Below are 15,590 nucleotides of genomic sequence, written 5' to 3'. Positions count from 1 at the left end.
TGGGTGAACCCGGGGGTTATCCGGATGTCGGCCCCGATCGGCGGATGGCACCCTTGATCCCATGCCAGCGACAGCCGACGCCGCCGCTCGACCTGCCCGGATCCGGCGGCCATGGTCGACGTCGGGCTGGTTACTGCTGGTCACGGTGCTGGTGTTCGGTTTCGGTCTGATCGCGTCACGACCCGCTTCGCCGCCGGACCAGGGGCCACCGACGGGTGATCTCCTCGCCGCGCAGAACGCGGTCGACGCGCTGGTGCGGCCGGGCCCGGTCGAGAACGTGATCGCCGAACTCCCCGCCGATTTCACCGCGGTCAGCGGCATCACCCCGGGGGTGATGACGGCGCGGGACGGCACCGTGCGCGCCGTCCACACCGACGGCGGTTGCTCGGCGCCCTGGGGCGACGACAACACCAAGTGGGACTACGCGGTCCCCTGCAAGGCCCACGACCTGGGCTACGACATCCTTCGCTACGCCGAACGCAAGGGGCACCCACTCGGCCAGGAGGCGCGGGCCGCACTCGACGACCGGCTCTCCGCCGACATGCACAACGCCTGCGTCCTCAACCCGATGGACTCACGCGGCACGTGCGACGTCGTCGCCTCCCTCTACACCGCCGGTCTGGTGCTCAACTCCTGGCATCAGCGCTGGGGTCCGCCGGTCGGCGACCCGCTCGGCCCGATGATCGTCGGCGTGCTGGTGATCGGCGCGCTGCTGGTGTTCCGCCTCCGCGGCTGGGTCCGCACCCGCCGGACGGCCGTCACGCTCCCCCGCGAACCGCGGCCGGTCGTCCCGGTCGGCCGATGGGCGTTGCTCGGCGTCGCCGGGGTCGCGCTCATGGTGCTCGGCGAATCCGCCGTCGCGCTCGCGCACTGGGCGGGGGCGCCGGAGCGGTCGTTGTGGCCGTTCACCTGGTTGGCCCAGCTCTGTCCGCTCATCTTCTTCGCGGTCGGCCGGATCAACGAGGCGGGCTGGCGGTCGATCCGCGCGAGCGGCGGCCGCTACCCGCAGTACCTCGCCGACCGGGCGAGCCCGCTGCTGCGCCCGGCGCTGATCTTCGCCGTGGTCGCGCTGGTCGTCCCGCTCGCGCTGGAGGTGCTGGGGATCCCGACGGGCACGAACGCCACGGTCATGCGGATCGCGCTGCATCCGCTCTGGCTGCTCGGCGTCTTCCTTCTCACCGTCGTCCTCGCGCCGGCGCTGCTGGCGCTGTATCACCGGACGCGGGCCGCCTCCGTCGCCGGGCTGCTGGCGCTGACCTTGGCGAGCGAAGCTGCCGCGCACTGGTCCGGCTCGGCCGTCCCCCGTTACGCGGAGACGTTGTTCCTCGCGCTGTTCGTCCAGCAACTGGCGTTCGCCCACGCCGCCGGTGCCCGCCCGTCGCGCGGCGTCCTCGTGGCGACGGCGTTCACCGGGGCCGCCGGGCTGGGCCTCACGGTCGCCGTCCGCGGCGAAGGACCGATGCTGCTCGGCGGTCCCGGCGCCCCGGCCGCGCTGTCGGGCCCGCCGTGGGGGGTGCTCCTGCTCGGCCTGGTGCAGCTCGCGCTCCTCGGCCTGCTCGCCCGGCCGCTGGCCCGGCTCGGCGGACGTCCGGCGATCGCCGCGGCCGCGCGTCTCGTCCTGCGCGCCCCGATGAGTCTGTACCTCGGCTTCCTCTCCGCGATGCTGCTGCTCGTGGCGGTCGTCTACCTGCCGGGGCCGTTCGTGGACGGGCTCAGCTGGCTGGCCCGCCCGAAGGTCCTGCTCGCGATGGCCCTGCTCGCCGTGCCCGCCGTGCTCGTCTTCTGGTGGTTCGAACGGCATTCGGGGCCCCAGCAGCGGGCGGTCGACGAGCCGGGCCTGCGGGCCATGGTGTTCTGCCGCGCGGCGGCGACGGTCGGGATGGCGTACTCGATGCTCGGCGTGTTCGGGTTCGCGCTGACCCGGTTCGGCGGCGCCTCGGCCGACGCCGACCTCCTCGGGATCCGGTTCGGACCGGTCCAGAGTCTGGTCAACCTGCTGCTCGGGGTGTACCTGCTGCACACCGTGCGCAACGGCACGAGCCGGATGACCGGGACCTGGCTGGTCTGCGCGGTCGCGTGCGCGCCGCCCCTGATGACCGCCCTCGAAGGCGAGCGGGTGAGCGCCGCCTCCGTCGCGCTGCCGGTCGCGACGATCGTCGTCGCGATGCTCGCGGCGGCCGCCACGCTGGTCCCCGCCCGCGCGGCCCGGCGTGTCCTTCCCTGAACCACACGGCGCTGACCAGGGGATTTCCGTACCCTGGAGAGGAAACCGGTGGTGCGTGCCACATCTTCGGGGGGATGTGTAATCCTGCGACAACCCGCAACAGGCACCATGCGTCCCTTGAAGAGACCGTCGAACCGGTAACGACCAGAAGGAGCAGACCGCGTGGAGTACCCGCCTCGGAATGGGCATGGGGATCGACGTCCCGCCCGGCCTAGGCAGGACGCGCCCGGACGCGTTCCTTCCCGCCCGGCCCCGCCCCGTGGAGCCCGCCCGGTGCCTGCCCGGCAGTCCGCGGGCCAGCCGCCCCGGCGCCCGGCCCCGCGGCGCAAGTCGCTCCGCGGCCCCAAGATCGCCCTCGGCCTCGTGTCGCTGCTGGTGATGGGCCTGACCGGGTACGCGTGGGCCGCGATGGACGGTCTGACGTTCGCGAACGTCGGCATCGGCGCGGACGAAGGCGACAAACCCGCGGACGGCGCCCGCGACATCCTGCTCGTCGGCCTCGACAGCCGCACGGACGCGCAGGGCAACCCGCTGTCGAAGGAAGTGCTGGCCCAGCTGCGCGCCGGGCAGGCCGACGGCGAGCTGAACACCGACTCGCTGATCTTCGTGCACATCCCGAACGACGGCTCCAAGGCCGTCGCGATCTCGCTCCCCCGTGACTCCTACGTCGACATCCCCGGCGGCTTCGGCAAGCACAAGATCAACTCCGCCTACGCCCGCGCGATGCTCGACGAGCGCAAGAAGCTGCAGGAAGACGGCGTCTCCGACCCGAAGGAACTCGACCAGAAGGCCAACGAGGCAGGCGCGAAGACACTGATCAAGACGGTCGAGCAGCTGACCGGCTCGACCATCGACAACTACGCCGCCATCAACCTGCTGGGCTTCAGCGAGATCACGCAGGCCATCGGCGGGGTCGACGTCTGCCTCAACGACGACGTCAACGACCAGTTCTCCGGCGCGAAGTTCACCAAGGGCCCGCACACCATCTCCGGCGTCGAGGCGCTCGGCTTCGTCCGGCAACGGCACGGCCTGCCACGCGGCGACCTCGACCGGGTCGTCCGGCAGCAGGTGTTCATGGCCGGGATGGCGCGGAAGGTGCTCTCGGCGGGCACGCTCGCGAACCCGGGCAAGCTCAACGACCTGATCACGGCCATCAAGAAGTCGGTCGTGCTCAACCAGAACTGGGACGTCTTCGGGTTCGCGCAGCAGATGAAGAGCCTGACCGGCGGTCAGCTCGAGTTCCGGACGATCCCGATCGTCAACATCGAGTACAAGACGCCGAACGACGGCGTCGCCATCCAGGTCGACCCGAAACAGGTCAAGAGCTTCGTCCAGGGGCTCGCGGGCCCGCAGCCCGGCGAACAGCAGCAGGCGCCGCCCGCCGAGTCGGCCAACAAGGCGACCACGGTCGACGTCCGCAACTCCACGAACCGGGACGGGCTGGCCTCGTCGGTCCTGAAGCAGCTCGTCGACAAGGGCTTCACCGCGGGCGACACGGCCACCGCGAGCGCGCGCAAGAAGACGGTGGTCTGGGTCGCCAAGGGTGAGAAGGCGGCGGGCCAGGCGGTCGCCGACGCACTCGGCGGCAACCCGACCGTCCAAGAGGACAAGAGCGTCGAGGCCGGGCACGTGATGGTCTTCCTCGGCTCGGACTTCAAGGCGCCGAGCGGTGCCGAAGGCTCCGGTTCCTCGCAGAACGCCGCCGGCTCGTCGGCCGCGGCTCCGCCGCCCGAGCAGTCCGACGAGAAGCCGATCACCGCCGAAGGTGTGCCCTGCGTCAACTGACGCGCTCTTCGAGCCAGGTTTGTTCACCCATTCGGCCCAACAAGCCAAAATAGATGGGAAAACCACCCCCGAAACCGCGTAAGAGCGGCGGCCCTGCCGACTTTCATACACGTGAGCGCGCTCGTCCCGGGTTTTGTCACACGGGACGGGCGGTGGAGAAGGTTGGCAAGGCAGGGGATGGGGAGTGCTGATCGACGCTGAGAGCTATCAGCGGATACTCGGAGACGAGCTCCGCAAGCTCCGCCGTAAACGTGGCTGGACACGCAAGGAACTGAACCAGCATCTGCAGAGCGAGATCTCGCTCCAGACGCTGGCCACCTACGAGCTGGGCACCCGGCACTGTTCCGTGGTGCGGCTGGTCGAACTGTGCGTCGCGATGGACGAGCTGCCACAGGATCTACTGGCCAAGGTGCATCGGCGCGTGTTCGTGGACGAACCGGGCCGGGTGCGGATCGACCTGCGCCTGGTGATCAAGGACGATCAGCAGGAACTGCTCCCGCTGCGACGGTGGGCCGACGACCGGCTCAAGAGATCGGGTGACAACGGCTCGGCCGAGGTCCACCTCGATTTCGCGGCGCTGGAACGGATGGCCGAGCTGTGCGGCATCCCCACCGTCGATCTCATCGGAAGGCTTCGCCGGCTCAACCCCTCATGAGCGCGGCGTTCCCCGGTCCGTGAAGGCCATGCCCCCCATCTTGGCTTTCACGGACCCTCCCCCTTTCCTCAGCCGAGGAGTTCGTAGTCCTCGCGGCGCACCTTGCGGGTGTCGAGCCAGTACCGCCAGGTGAAGCCCGGCCAGATCGTGCGGTTGACGCCCTTCGCGTCGAGATACCAGCTCTTGCAGCCGCCCTGGGTCCAGATGCCCTTGGCGAGTTTGCGCTGGATTTCGTCGTTGAAGCGCTCCTGCGCCTCCGGCCGCGGGTCGAGCGCCTTGCCGCGCGCGAGCCGCAGCGCCTGCGCGACGTACGAGATCTGCGCTTCGATCATGAACACCACGGAGTTGTGCCCCAGCCCGGTGTTCGGGCCGAGCAGGAAGAACAGGTTCGGGAACCCGGACACGGTGATGCCCTGGTACGTCCGCATCCCCTCGGTCGCCCACTCCTTGCCGAGGTTGCGCCCGTCGCGGCCGATGATCTCCAGGTCGTCGAAGGCGTCGGTGACGTGGAATCCGGTGCCGTAGATGATCGCGTCGACCTCGTGCTCGACGCCGGCGCCGTCGACGACGCTGTGCTCGCGGACCTCTTTCACGCCGTCGGTGACGACGTCGACGTTGTCCCGGGCGAGCGCCGGGTAGTAGTCGTTGGAGACCAGGACCCGCTTGCAGCCCATGGTGTAGTCCGGCGTCAGCTTCCGGCGCAGCTCGGGATCCTTGACGCTCTTGAAGATGTTGCGCTTCGCGATGCGCTGGCCGATCTTCATCACCCACGGCTGCCCGTTGAAGCCGATCGCGCGGGCTTCGAGGCCCCAGTAGAGAACGTCGCGGAAGGCACGCTGCAGCAGCGGCACCGAGCTGAACGTCTTCCGGAGCGCTTCGGGTATCTCGCGGTCCGGCTTCGGCATGATCCACGGCGGCGTCCGCTGGAAGAGCGTCAGCTCGGCGACGTCCTTCGCGATCCGAGGCACGAACTGGATCGCGCTCGCGCCGGTGCCGACCACGGCGACCCGCTTGCCGGTGAGGTCGTAGTCGTGCTCCCACTGCGCCGAGTGGAACGCACGGCCCTTGAAGCGCTCGATGCCGGGCAGTTTCGGGATCTGCGGCAGATGCAGCGCGCCGACGCCGGCGACCAGCGCGGACGCGACGAACTCGTCGCCCGACTTCGAGGCGACGTGCCAGCGGTTCTCGTCGGCGTCCCAGCGGGCGCCGGTCATCTCCTGGCCGAAGCGGATGAAGCGGTGCAGGTCGTACTTCGCGGCGACGTCGCGCATGTACTGCCAGATCTCGGGCTGCGGCGAGTACGCGCGAGACCAGCCGGGGTTCTGCTCGAACGAGAACGAGTACATGTGCGAAGGGATGTCGCAGGCACAGCCGGGGTACGTGTTGTCGCGCCAGGTGCCGCCCACGTCGTCGGCCTTCTCCAGGATGACGAAGTCCTCGCGGCCCTCTTTCCGCAGCTGAATGGCCATGCCCAAGCCGGAGAAGCCGGTTCCGACGATGACGACACCGGTCTCGGTGCGGTTGCCCATGACCCCGACCTCTCGTTCGTATTACCTGTTACCGGGAGTTCACCTTACTCGAAGTAGGTTACCTTCGGTAGAGTGTTGTGGTGACGACGGCGAAGCGCAAACGCATGCCACGAGCAGAGCGGATGCGGCAAATGATCGAAATCGCTGAAGAAGTCTTCGCCGATCGCGGCTACAGCGCGGCGTCGATGGACGACATCGCGGAACGCGTCGGGGTGTCCAAGCCGATGCTCTACGAGTACTTCAACTCGAAAGAGGGACTCCTGCTCGCCTGCATCCAGCAGTCGCGGGCGGCCCTGCGCGAGGTCACCGAACGGGCGACCGTCGGCGCGACGTCGGCCGAGGACGCACTGCGGCGTGGACTGCTCGCGTTCTTCGTCTTCATCCGGGAACGGCGGCAGGCCTGGTCACTGCTCCGCCACGAGATGGCACTGATCGGGACCGGCGCCGCCGACGAGATCGAGCAGACCCGCCGCCAGCAGACCGACCTGATCGCCGCGCTGATGAGCGACCACCTCGACCAGGCCGACGACCTGCGCGCCGAGGCGTCCGCGGAGTTCGTCGTCGGGGCGTGCGAACGGCTCGCGATCTGGTGCGAACGGCACGAGGACGTCAGCCCCGAAACGGCGACCGGATACGCGATGGACATCCTCTGGTCAGGCCTGTCGTCGAGGGCCCGCTGAAACGACTGTGAAGATGCTCGTGCATTAGGCCATTCGGTCGTCACTCAGAGCACATTGCCGCCAGTGTCTTGTGACACAGAGTTGTCCTACTGTATCGATGACACTGTAGAAAGTCTGATGGACAGTCGCGGCCTCCGTCAGGAGGGGGCGCCACCACCCGAAAGTGGCGTCATGACGGCGGCGTGACGAAGTCCATTGAGTGACGCATGCTCGCGAGGAGAGGGGTGAGGCGGATGACCGAACCGATCACCGCGTCGTACGTCCAAGAGGACGACGACTGGAAGGTCACGGTCAGCGGCTCCGGTAAGGAACTGACCGGTCGCGCGCCGGGCATCATCGCGGCACGGGACCGGGCCGACCAGCTGGTCGAGAAACTGTCCCCGCCGGAACATTCGACCGTGGTGCACCTGCTGAACGGCAGTGCGCTCGAGTTCACCGCCGCCTACATGACGGCGAGGCTGACGCTCCCGGAGATCGAACCGCTCGAGGTTCCCCCGCCGTCGAACGGCAAGGCCAAGGAGAAGACCGGCGGCAAGCCTCCGGTCCCCCAGGGCAAGGAACTCCCGAAGGCCGTCGACGAGGCGAAGTCCAAGGAGAAGTCCGAGCCTGCCAAGACACCCGCCAAGGCGGCCCAGACCTCCTGAGACCTACTTCAGGAGTTTGCGGATCAGCAGGACGCCGATCAGCACCGCCCCGCCGATGAGCGGGTACTTCACCTTGGGCTCGTCCAGCTTCGCGCGCAGACCGGTCTTCGCGGAATCCACGAGCTTCGCGGGGTTCGCCTTCGTGCCCAGCTGGTCGAGCGTGGCCACCAGTGCGTTCCTGGCCTGCTCGATCTCACGCTCGATGGTCTCGGGATCGCGAGCCACGTGTCCTCCTCGCCGCGACGGACTTGCTGGAAGCCCACGTTAGAGGACGCCACCCCTCACCGTGGCACCGGCCACGCCGAGAAACGCGGATCGTGTCGCACGCTACGATTTCGGGGCAGTACTGGGGGCCCGTAGCCCAATTGGCAGAGGCACACGGTTTAGGTCCGTGCCAGTGAGAGTTCGAGTCTCTCCGGGCCCACCCAACCTGCTCGGAACGCGTGGCCTCAGCGTGCGGTGGCCACCCGACGAGCTTCTTCGACCAGCGTCTGAGCCGCCCGGCCCGCACGCTTGAACTCATCCACCGTGGCCGGCGTGTGGCTGTAACCCGCCTTGGTCTTCAGCTTGAGCAGGGTTCTCAAGTGCTTCGCGATTTCCTTGTCGGCCTGAGCCAGCAAGCCGATCGCTTCGTCGTGGTTCTCGCCCTGTGCGTGTTCGCCCAACCTGGCACAGCAGATGACGTCGGACGCCGCGATACCGGCGTGGACGCACAAGGTGACGTACGCGTCGGCGATGTCCTCATGCTCGTCGGCGAGTTCGCGGATCATGTCCGCCGCCTCGTTGAACTGGGTCGCCTTGTGCATACGACCTCGTTGAACACTCGCGTCGCATCTTCTGATCCGCACGTCAGCCTTTTCTCTTTCGCAGATGACCGCTCAGCCATGCCCGGCTCCCGGCCACGGTCAGTCCGTCTCGTGCCACATCGTGCAGAACAGCCTCGTCGTACGCGCGGCCGACGAGTTCGGCTTCGGTGAACTCCAGCGGACGGGTGTCGTTGCCGGTCCAGCGGGTCACCTCGACCGCCAGTTCATCGACCTGCGCTTCCCAACGGTCGTCATCCGCGTCATCGGGCCGGATCAGCAGCAGGTCGAGATCGCTGTCCTCCGTCATCTCGCCGCGTGCCACCGAGCCGAAGACCGCGGCGTAAACCGGCGGGACCTGCCAGGACTCCAGCCGGTCCTCGATGCGCTCCAGAAGCGTCTTCTGAATCCTGGCAAGCCCGATGATGTGTTCCGCCGCGAGATGGTCACGGTTGAGCCGGTACGCGAAGGCGTTGCCGACTCGATCGGACTCGACGACACCCTGCTTCGTCAGGCGCCGCAGCACTTTGCGGATGCCCTCCTCCGAATGCCGGGCCAGCAGGCGATGCAACTGCCCGGTCGTGAAGATGCCGTCATGGCCGGCGAGGACGGCGAGCACGTCGCCGTCGACGGTGGGGGTGACCGTCATCAACGGCCTGCTCAAGTCCACGTTCCACTTCCCAAAGCCTCAACTATAGTACTGGTACCTCAACTATAGTACGTCTACCTTATTGAGGTCGGCGATCGACGAACGATCGGCCAAGGTAGAAGCTGGTACTCTGGTACCCGAGAGCAGATGAAGACCACAGGAGGAGAGCCGGTCATGGCCGCAGCGACCGCGCCCATCAAAGTCGACGCCGCGACCGATGAACTGGTGTCCCACGCGGCCCACTTCCTGTCGCGTTCGAAGAAGGACATCGTCGACGCCGCCGTACGGGAGTACATCGACGCGCACCGCGAAGAGATCAATGCCGCGATCAAAGCCGCCCTCGGGCAGCTCAACGGCTCTGACTCTGCCGCCGTCTCGCTGATGACCGGATTCAGCGGTGACGAACTCGATGCTCTCGGCGGCATGCCAAAGTAACCCGAGGCCGTTCACTAGCATTTGATCATGACCCAGGTCACAGTCGGCGTCCGCCCGACCAAGAGATGCCTTGCCGATCTCAGCCTTTCCTTGCCGGACCTCGGCCACCCTCTCGACGAGATGGACGATTCGATCGTCGTCACCGCTCAGTCGATCCCAACGCTTCGGAACGCCGGTGGCGCTCAGCGGATCTTGTCCCTGAACGACCGTGTGTGGTTCAAGGTCAAGACCAGAGATCGCCGGGCGGTCGTAACCCAGTTGCGGGATGACGACTTGCCGGACGAACTCCCGAGCGAGGTCGGAGCCTGGTGGATCGGCGCGGCCGGACACCGTCAGGCCGACAGCCCCCAACGCGACTTCTATGAAGCGATCCGGCGCGAGTGTACCAACGGCAAGACAGTTTCAACCGCTCATCTCCTCCCCGCCGAATGGGACTGGAAGCGCCTCAGCGCGGAACAAGCGGTGGCCTGGCGACGTGAGATGAAGCGGCTGGTGATCCGCCTCATCGCCATGTCGCTCACCAGCGGAAAGCTCGCGGTCGCCGAGTTCCAGAACCATCGCATCAAGGCTCTCGTCCGCGTCGATGACGCGCATGAGGCCTACCTGGCGATCATCGCCGAAGGAATCCCGGACCCGGAAGTCTTCGCTCTGCTCCTCGATTGCGTCCCGGGCGTCACAAAGGACGACTGGCAACCCGAGCCGTCCGAGCTGGCGGCGTTGGAACCGGCCCCCGGCGAGATCGTCTGGTCGACACTGTTCCCGTCGGAAGTCGCGAGCACGATCCTCGAACTCGACGCGAGTCAGCGCACCCGGTCGTAAACCAGCGCCATCTCCCCCAGCTCCCCGACCTCCTGATAAGCCAGCGCCCACTTCGAAGCCGGCAGGCCGTCGACGAACAGCCGCTGCCCGCCGCCGGTGATCTCCGGGCAGATCATCAGGTACAGCCGGTCGATCAGGTCGTCCGCGAGCAGGGCCTTGATGACGCTGGCGCTGCTGTTGACCAGGATGTCGCCTTCCCCGTTCGCCTTCAGGTCGGCGATGACCTCGGCGACGGGGGCGTTCACGACGCGGGCGCGGTCCCAAGGCGCTTCGGTCAGCGTGGTCGAGAAGACCACCTTTTCGGCGTCCGTGAGCCATTTCGCGTAGGCGCGGTCGCGAGGGTCGGCGTTCTCGTCGGCGGCGATGGTCGGCCAGAAGCCCAGGAAGCCTTCGGCGTTCAGCCTGCCGAGCACCGCGGTGGTCGCCGTCTCGTGGATGCGGCCGAGGTGGGCTCGGGCGACGTCGGTGGTGGCGTACGAGACGATCGCGCCCATGTCGCCGGGACCGCCGGGGCCGCTGTAGTGGCCGTCGAGGGTGAGGCTGATGTTGGCGGTGACGCGGCGGCCGGTGTGGTTCGTCATGTCGTTCAGTCCTTTTCCTGGGTCAGCGTTGTCGCGAGGTTGTCGAGCACCTGGCCCCAGCCGGTTTCGATACCGGCGATGAAGGGGACGGCCTCGACGGTGGTTTCGGTGATGCGCAGGTCGAGCCGGAGCCGGGTCCCGCCCGGCGCCTCGGTGAAGTGCAGGTCGTAGTGACCGGTGAAGAAGGTGTCCCCCTTGGCGTCCAGCACCGAGAGGTCGAACTCGAGATGTTCGGGCTCGGTCGCGGCGCGGACCTTCCCCGCGGACCGGTAGCACCCTTCGGCGTCGCGGTAGTCGAGCACGGCCCGGCCACCGCTCCACGGCTCGATGACGCAGTCGGTCACGGTCATCGAGGGCGGCGCCCACCAGGACGCGAGCAGCGCGGGCTCGGTCCAATGCCGCCAGACGTCGTTCCGCGACGCGGCGAGCAGACGGTCGAACGAGAACGCCCGCCCGTCCGCCCACCGGTCCTGTTTCGCGGCCTCGGTGTCCGCGCCGATCGCGGCCTGATAGCGAGTGAGGACGTCGCGCTCGCCCGCGTTCGCCTCGATGGTCGTGCTCAGCGTCCGCAGCCGCTCTTCGAGGTCCTTCAGCGGGCCCGCTTCGACCGCGTAGACGCGACGTTGCCCGAGCGGGAACACCGTCACGAGCCCGACGCGGGCGAGGGTCTGCAGGTGCTTGGTGGTCTGCGGTTGCCGCAGGCCGGTCAGCTCGGCGAGCTCACCGACGGACCGGGGCCGCTCGGCGAGAAGCTCGACGAGGCGCCACCTCGCTCCGTCTCCCAGTGCTGCTGCGATCTGCTCCATGCCGAGAAGTATTCACTCAGCAGAATATTCTTGTCAAGGAATATTCTTTGCGGTGGAACTCCAGCAGGCTGCGCTGCTCGGTCAGGGTGGTGACGGAGTCGAAGACCAGGCCGTGCGCGGCGGCGAGCTCGCGAAGCTCGTCGAGACGTCGTTCGCGGCCGCCGTAGAGCACGAGCATGACCAGGTCCCACTCGGTCTGGGCCCCGAGCCCGCCGACCGCCTCGATGACGAGGACCCGGCTTCCGGCACCGGCCGCCTCGGCACAGCGGGCCAGGATGCGATGGGCGTGCTCGTCGTCCCAGTCGTGGAGGATGTCGGACAACAGATACGCGTCCGCCCCGGCCGGAAGCGGGTCGAAGAAGCTGCCCGCGCTCACCTCGACCCGGTCTCCGAGCCCTTGCTCGCGTAGTTCCGCTTCGGCGGCGGCCGCGGTGGGCGCGAGGTCGACCAGGTGGCCGCGCATCGAGGGGTTGGCCTTCAGGATCGCGGCGAGCAGGCTGCCGTGACCCCCGCCGACGTCGACGAGCGTGCCGAAGCGCGACCAGTCGAAACCGGTGACGAACCGCGGCACCTGCGTCAGGTACCGCTGGGTCATCTGCCGGTCGAACGTCTCCCGAAGATGGGGATTCTCGGCGAGATCGGTCCAGAAGTCCTGGCCGTAGCGGCGGACATAGCCCGCCTCGCCGGTGGCGATGCTGTGTGCGAGTTCGACGAACGCCAGTTCGCCCCGCCCGCCGGCGGCGTTGATGTCCAGCAGTCCGGCGAGACCATTGCCCGCGTCGGCGCGGAGTTTCGCCCCGTACTCGGTGGTGCGGTAGCCGGTCGACGTCCGTTCGAGGACGCCGAGCGTCGTCAGATGCCCCAGCAGCAGATCGAGCGCGAGCGGGGATTGGCCGAGTTCCGCCGCCAGATCGACGGCGGTCGCGCCGTCGCCGGACAACCGGTCCGGCAGTCCCAATGTCACGGCGACGCGCAGCGCCATGGGCGTCGCGAGCCCGGCCAGCCGGAGGAATTCCTGTCTGTCCTTGTCATGAGTGGTCACGACTGACCACTGTGGCAGCGCGGTCAACCGACTTACGGCACCAACGTCCTCCCGGTGAGGTCACCGTTCTCCACGGCCTCGACGTAACTTCGCGCGACGTCGGCCGCCGGGGTGCCGCCTTCCGGTTCACCGAGCGCCGCGAGCGTTTCGCGCACCCAGCCGGGGCTGACGGCGTTGACGCGGAGTCCGCGCGGCAGTTCGCGGGCCGCCGCGGCGACGAAGGCTTCGAGACCGGCGTTGGTCAGGACGCCGAAAGCGCTGCCGCGCAACGTTTCCGGGATCCGGCCCGCGGTCAGCGTGACCGATCCGCCGTCCGGCAGATGCGGGATCGCGTGCCGGAGCAGGAACACCTGCCCGAGCAATTTCCCCTGCAGGCCTTGGGTGAACTCTTCGTCAGCGCCGCCGTCGACCGGGACAAGCGAGCCGCTTCCCGCACAGCACACGACGTGCTCGATACCCGGCTCGGCGGCGAAGAGGGCGTCGACAGTGGCGGGCTCTTCGACGTCCACTTTGACTTCGCCCGAGCGGGAAGCGGCGAGCACCGTGTGCCCGCGCGCGGTGAGGGCCGACGAGACCGCGGCCCCGATCGTCCCGGTGGCACCGACCACGAGGATCTTCATCGACGTCTTTCCTTTCAAGGTCGCACAAGAGGTTCTGTCTCGTAGGCCTGGTGCAGCGTCTCCACAAACGACGGCGCATCCGGCAGCGGCACCGGGCCGATCCGGTGCACCGCGATCCCCGGCGTCCACGAGTTCATGACCACCGCGCCCGCGAGCTCCGGCAGGTCGGCGAGCGTGACCTCCTGGACCCGTTGCGGCACACCGAGTGCCGCCAGCCGACGCCGGACGATGCCCATCGTGGTCCCCTCCAGCAGATCGGCGTCGGGCCACACCACCGTATCGCCGTCGAAGAAGGCGAGGTTCCAGATCGTCGCCTCGCTCAGCCTGCCCCGGCGGTCGACGAACGCCGCGTCGTCGCATCCTTCGGCGACGGCCCGCCGCCGGAAGTAGGTCTTCGCCACCTCACCGGTGTGTTTGAGGGCGGGCAGGACCCGCTCGTGGTCGACGGCCGTCAGCACCAGCGGACCGGCCGGACCCGAAGCCGGAGGCCGGGTGCGCACCAGGACTTCGAGATCACCCGGCAGGTGGATCGTCACGGTGAGAGAGACGTCGGCGGGTCCGGACTTCAGCGCCTCGCGCACGTACGAGCGGATCCGGTCGTCGGGCAGGGCGTCGCCGAACAGCTCCAGCGAAGCGTTCCGGAGCCGATCCAGATGCAGGTCGAGACCGCGCACCCGGCCGTCACGCACCTGCATGGCCGTGAAGTGGGCGAAGCCGGCGAAGGCGAGTGGCGCCAGGTCTTCGGCGGTCGCCGTCCGGCCGTTCCGCTGCGCGACATAGGGACTCATGTCCGCACCGTAAACCGGTTGCGACCGCCGTGCCCCGACGGGAGGATCCGGCGGGTGCCCGCATCGCGTTCGGAGCTGTCCCGCTGGCAGTTCGATCTGACCTGGTCCTTGTTCGAGTACCACCTCGCCGACCTGGAGCCGGGCGACTTCCTCTGGGAGCCCACGTCCCGCTGCTGGACGATCCGGCCGGACGGCACCCCCGACTGGGCGGACACCGAACCCGATCCCGTGCCGGTCCCCACGATCGCCTGGCTCACCTGGCATATCGGCTGGTGGTGGAGCGTGGCGCTGGACCACGCGAACGGGCGGACTCCGCGCGAGCGCACGGAAATCGTCTGGCCCGGCGCGGAAACCGCCGTCGCCTGGCTTCGCGGCCTTCGCGAGGAATGGCTGGACCGCTTGACCGACGCGGACCTCGACGCGCCCTCCGCCTATCCGTTCGGCGAGGAAGCCGGGCTGACCTTCGCCCACACCGTCGCCTGGGTGAACGCCGAACTGATGAAGAACGTGTCGGAGATCGGGCAGCTCAGGATGCAGCGACGCAGCGCGGCGTGATGCCGGGACGGGAACTGGATCTTGGCGCCGTACGCGCATTCGTCGCGGTGGCCGAGGAACGGTATTTCAGCGAGGCCGCGATCCGGCTGGACATGAGCCAGCAGGCGGTCTCCAAACGCGTCGCGAAGCTCGAGACCGATCTCGGCGTGCGGCTGCTGTCGCGAACGCGCGGTGGCGCCGAGCCGACCGAAGACGGCGAGGAGTTCCTCAAACACGCCCGGGCACTGATCAGCCTCGCCGACCAAGCCGTCGAGCGCCTTCAGGGCAGGCGACGTCCCCTGCGCGTCGACGTCCTCGGCACACGGCTGGCGACCATGGAGGTCATCCGCGCCTTCCATGCCGACCACGACGACGAACTGGAACTCGTCACGCCAGGGCTGGGCGCGGTACGCCGGTCGATGCTGCCCGAGTCCGTCGACGCCGCGTTCGCCCGCGTCAGCACGGCACCGTCCCCGGGGATCGGCCGCACGCCCGCCTATCTGGAACCGGCGAACCTGCTGGTCGGGCGGCGGCATCCGCTCGCACGCCGGCGAAAGGTGGCGATGGCGGAGCTCGAAGGTCTGACCGCCTGGATGCCCTACAACGCACGGGCCAGCGAGTGGGCGGAGTTCTGGGCGGAACTGTGCCCCGCGTTCGGCATCCTGGTCGACACCGACGGCCCGAACTACGGACTGGAACACCACATCGAGGTACTCGGCGGGTCGAAGGACCGGCTGGGTTTCGTCGGCGCGAAGATGCATGTGCCCTGGCATCCGGACGTCGTCCAGATCCCGCTCGTCGACCCGACGCCGGTGTACCCGTTCTCGCTGCTGTGGCGGCATGACAACCGGCACCCCACGCTGCCGCTGCTGATCGAGCACGTCCGCTCGGCGTACCGGCCCTTCGATCCGGAGCGGCAGTGGCTCCCGGTGTCCGATCGGGAGGCCATGACCCGTGTGCACGATGCGCGAGGGGCCCTCGGTACGGAAAAGTGAG

18 protein-coding genes and 1 tRNA gene are annotated in these 15,590 nt (G+C 68.3%); 10 read left to right on the top strand and 9 right to left on the bottom strand.

All coding sequences use genetic code 11. The annotated features are described in order from the left end of the window. The first annotated feature begins 61 nt into the window (after positions 1-61). From DMC64_RS18295 to DMC64_RS18285, 3 genes are all read left to right on the top strand, one after another. Complete coding sequence (locus DMC64_RS18295) at positions 62-2,224, top strand: phospholipase A2 (RefSeq protein WP_125734484.1); 2,163 nt, start codon at positions 62-64, stop codon at positions 2,222-2,224. Between the two features lie 378 nt (positions 2,225-2,602). Continuing rightward, positions 2,603-4,009 (top strand): LCP family protein, encoded by a 1,407-nt coding sequence (locus DMC64_RS18290; protein WP_051972773.1) that lies wholly within the window; start codon positions 2,603-2,605, stop codon positions 4,007-4,009. Positions 4,010-4,193: 184 nt separating this feature from the next. Beyond that, on the top strand, positions 4,194-4,664 hold the full coding sequence (locus tag DMC64_RS18285; RefSeq protein ID WP_125734482.1) for a helix-turn-helix domain-containing protein: 471 nt from the start codon (positions 4,194-4,196) through the stop codon (positions 4,662-4,664). A 68-nt stretch (positions 4,665-4,732) separates the two neighbouring features. Here DMC64_RS18285 and DMC64_RS18280 read toward each other — a convergent pair whose 3' ends face one another. Beyond that, a complete protein-coding gene (locus DMC64_RS18280) occupies positions 4,733-6,193 on the bottom strand; it encodes an NAD(P)/FAD-dependent oxidoreductase (RefSeq protein WP_125734481.1) in 1,461 nt (486 codons plus the stop codon). 122 nt (positions 6,194-6,315) lie between these two features. Here DMC64_RS18280 and DMC64_RS18275 point away from each other — a divergent pair, with 122 nt between their 5' ends. Both DMC64_RS18275 and DMC64_RS18270 read left to right on the top strand, forming a co-directional pair. Then, entirely contained in the window at positions 6,316-6,873 is a 558-nt protein-coding gene (locus DMC64_RS18275) for a TetR/AcrR family transcriptional regulator (RefSeq protein WP_199755033.1), read from the top strand. A 233-nt stretch (positions 6,874-7,106) separates the two neighbouring features. Continuing rightward, entirely contained in the window at positions 7,107-7,517 is a 411-nt protein-coding gene (locus DMC64_RS18270; protein ID WP_199749982.1) for a hypothetical protein, read from the top strand. A gap of 3 nt (positions 7,518-7,520) precedes the next feature. Here the strand turns inward: DMC64_RS18270 and DMC64_RS18265 are convergent, their stop codons facing one another. After that, on the bottom strand, positions 7,521-7,742 hold the full coding sequence (locus DMC64_RS18265; RefSeq protein WP_005165704.1) for a DUF3618 domain-containing protein: 222 nt from the start codon (positions 7,740-7,742) through the stop codon (positions 7,521-7,523). 125 nt (positions 7,743-7,867) lie between these two features. Between DMC64_RS18265 and DMC64_RS18260 the strand changes: the two genes are divergently transcribed. Then, positions 7,868-7,941, top strand: a tRNA-Leu gene (locus DMC64_RS18260). 25 nt (positions 7,942-7,966) lie between these two features. Here the strand turns inward: DMC64_RS18260 and DMC64_RS18255 are convergent. Both DMC64_RS18255 and DMC64_RS18250 read right to left on the bottom strand, forming a co-directional pair. After that, positions 7,967-8,323: a hypothetical protein gene (locus tag DMC64_RS18255; protein WP_125734479.1), complete on the bottom strand. Its 357-nt coding sequence runs from the start codon at positions 8,321-8,323 to the stop codon at positions 7,967-7,969. 43 nt (positions 8,324-8,366) lie between these two features. Further along, entirely contained in the window at positions 8,367-8,969 is a 603-nt protein-coding gene (locus DMC64_RS18250) for a nucleotidyltransferase domain-containing protein (protein ID WP_125734478.1), read from the bottom strand. Positions 8,970-9,143: 174 nt separating this feature from the next. On the opposite strand from DMC64_RS18250, the gene DMC64_RS18245 reads away from it, so the two are divergent. Continuing rightward, positions 9,144-9,404, top strand: coding sequence for a hypothetical protein (locus tag DMC64_RS18245; RefSeq protein WP_125734477.1), 261 nt, complete (start codon positions 9,144-9,146; stop codon positions 9,402-9,404). Positions 9,405-9,494: 90 nt separating this feature from the next. Beyond that, the gene (locus DMC64_RS18240) at positions 9,495-10,223 is read left to right on the top strand and encodes a hypothetical protein (RefSeq protein ID WP_199755010.1); all 729 of its coding nucleotides are present in this window, start codon (positions 9,495-9,497) and stop codon (positions 10,221-10,223) included. Here DMC64_RS18240 and DMC64_RS18235 read toward each other — a convergent pair. Genes DMC64_RS18235 through DMC64_RS18215 form a run of 5 tightly spaced genes read right to left on the bottom strand, consistent with a single transcriptional unit; the run spans position 10,205 to position 14,060 of the window. Then, positions 10,205-10,804, bottom strand: a complete 600-nt coding sequence (locus tag DMC64_RS18235; protein ID WP_037341555.1) for a dihydrofolate reductase family protein — start codon at positions 10,802-10,804, stop codon at positions 10,205-10,207. The two genes, DMC64_RS18240 and DMC64_RS18235, sit on opposite strands and share 19 nt — an antisense overlap. A 5-nt stretch (positions 10,805-10,809) precedes the next feature. Then, on the bottom strand, positions 10,810-11,610 hold the full coding sequence (locus DMC64_RS18230; protein WP_125734475.1) for a metalloregulator ArsR/SmtB family transcription factor: 801 nt from the start codon (positions 11,608-11,610) through the stop codon (positions 10,810-10,812). A gap of 16 nt (positions 11,611-11,626) precedes the next feature. Then, complete coding sequence (locus tag DMC64_RS18225) at positions 11,627-12,652, bottom strand: methyltransferase (protein ID WP_125734474.1); 1,026 nt, start codon at positions 12,650-12,652, stop codon at positions 11,627-11,629. A gap of 32 nt (positions 12,653-12,684) precedes the next feature. Beyond that, complete coding sequence (locus DMC64_RS18220; RefSeq protein ID WP_125734473.1) at positions 12,685-13,272, bottom strand: short chain dehydrogenase; 588 nt, start codon at positions 13,270-13,272, stop codon at positions 12,685-12,687. Between the two features lie 14 nt (positions 13,273-13,286). Next, entirely contained in the window at positions 13,287-14,060 is a 774-nt protein-coding gene (locus DMC64_RS18215) for an aminotransferase class IV family protein (protein WP_125734472.1), read from the bottom strand. Positions 14,061-14,114: 54 nt separating this feature from the next. Here DMC64_RS18215 and DMC64_RS18210 point away from each other — a divergent pair, with 54 nt between their 5' ends. Continuing rightward, positions 14,115-14,615, top strand: a complete 501-nt coding sequence (locus tag DMC64_RS18210) for a DinB family protein (protein ID WP_125734471.1) — start codon at positions 14,115-14,117, stop codon at positions 14,613-14,615. Then, positions 14,615-15,589: a LysR family transcriptional regulator gene (locus DMC64_RS18205; RefSeq protein WP_125734470.1), complete on the top strand. Its 975-nt coding sequence runs from the start codon at positions 14,615-14,617 to the stop codon at positions 15,587-15,589. Before DMC64_RS18210 ends, DMC64_RS18205 begins: the two co-directional genes overlap by 1 nt. The last annotated feature ends 1 nt before the right edge of the window (position 15,590 follow it).

Source organism: Amycolatopsis sp. WAC 04197 (assembly GCF_003947475.1).
Classification (GTDB): domain Bacteria; phylum Actinomycetota; class Actinomycetes; order Mycobacteriales; family Pseudonocardiaceae; genus Amycolatopsis; species Amycolatopsis japonica.
This window is presented reverse-complemented; position numbering and strand designations above follow the sequence as displayed.

Bases quoted from the DNA above. Each gene is read 5' to 3' on its own strand.
- DMC64_RS18220 (WP_125734473.1), bottom strand. From the start codon at position 13,272: ATGAAGATCCTCGTGGTCGGTGCCACCGGGACGATCGGGGCCGCGGTC.
- DMC64_RS18280 (WP_125734481.1), bottom strand. From the start codon at position 6,193: ATGGGCAACCGCACCGAGACCGGTGTCGTCATCGTCGGAACCGGCTTC.
- DMC64_RS18250 (WP_125734478.1), bottom strand. From the start codon at position 8,969: ATGACGGTCACCCCCACCGTCGACGGCGACGTGCTCGCCGTCCTCGCC.
- DMC64_RS18215 (WP_125734472.1), bottom strand. From the start codon at position 14,060: ATGAGTCCCTATGTCGCGCAGCGGAACGGCCGGACGGCGACCGCCGAA.
- DMC64_RS18245 (WP_125734477.1), top strand. From the start codon at position 9,144: ATGGCCGCAGCGACCGCGCCCATCAAAGTCGACGCCGCGACCGATGAA.
- DMC64_RS18270 (WP_199749982.1), top strand. From the start codon at position 7,107: ATGACCGAACCGATCACCGCGTCGTACGTCCAAGAGGACGACGACTGG.
- DMC64_RS18255 (WP_125734479.1), bottom strand. From the start codon at position 8,323: ATGCACAAGGCGACCCAGTTCAACGAGGCGGCGGACATGATCCGCGAA.
- DMC64_RS18230 (WP_125734475.1), bottom strand. From the start codon at position 11,610: ATGGAGCAGATCGCAGCAGCACTGGGAGACGGAGCGAGGTGGCGCCTC.
- DMC64_RS18235 (WP_037341555.1), bottom strand. From the start codon at position 10,804: ATGACGAACCACACCGGCCGCCGCGTCACCGCCAACATCAGCCTCACC.
- DMC64_RS18290 (WP_051972773.1), top strand. From the start codon at position 2,603: ATGGGCCTGACCGGGTACGCGTGGGCCGCGATGGACGGTCTGACGTTC.
- DMC64_RS18295 (WP_125734484.1), top strand. From the start codon at position 62: ATGCCAGCGACAGCCGACGCCGCCGCTCGACCTGCCCGGATCCGGCGG.
- DMC64_RS18205 (WP_125734470.1), top strand. From the start codon at position 14,615: ATGCCGGGACGGGAACTGGATCTTGGCGCCGTACGCGCATTCGTCGCG.
- DMC64_RS18275 (WP_199755033.1), top strand. From the start codon at position 6,316: ATGCGGCAAATGATCGAAATCGCTGAAGAAGTCTTCGCCGATCGCGGC.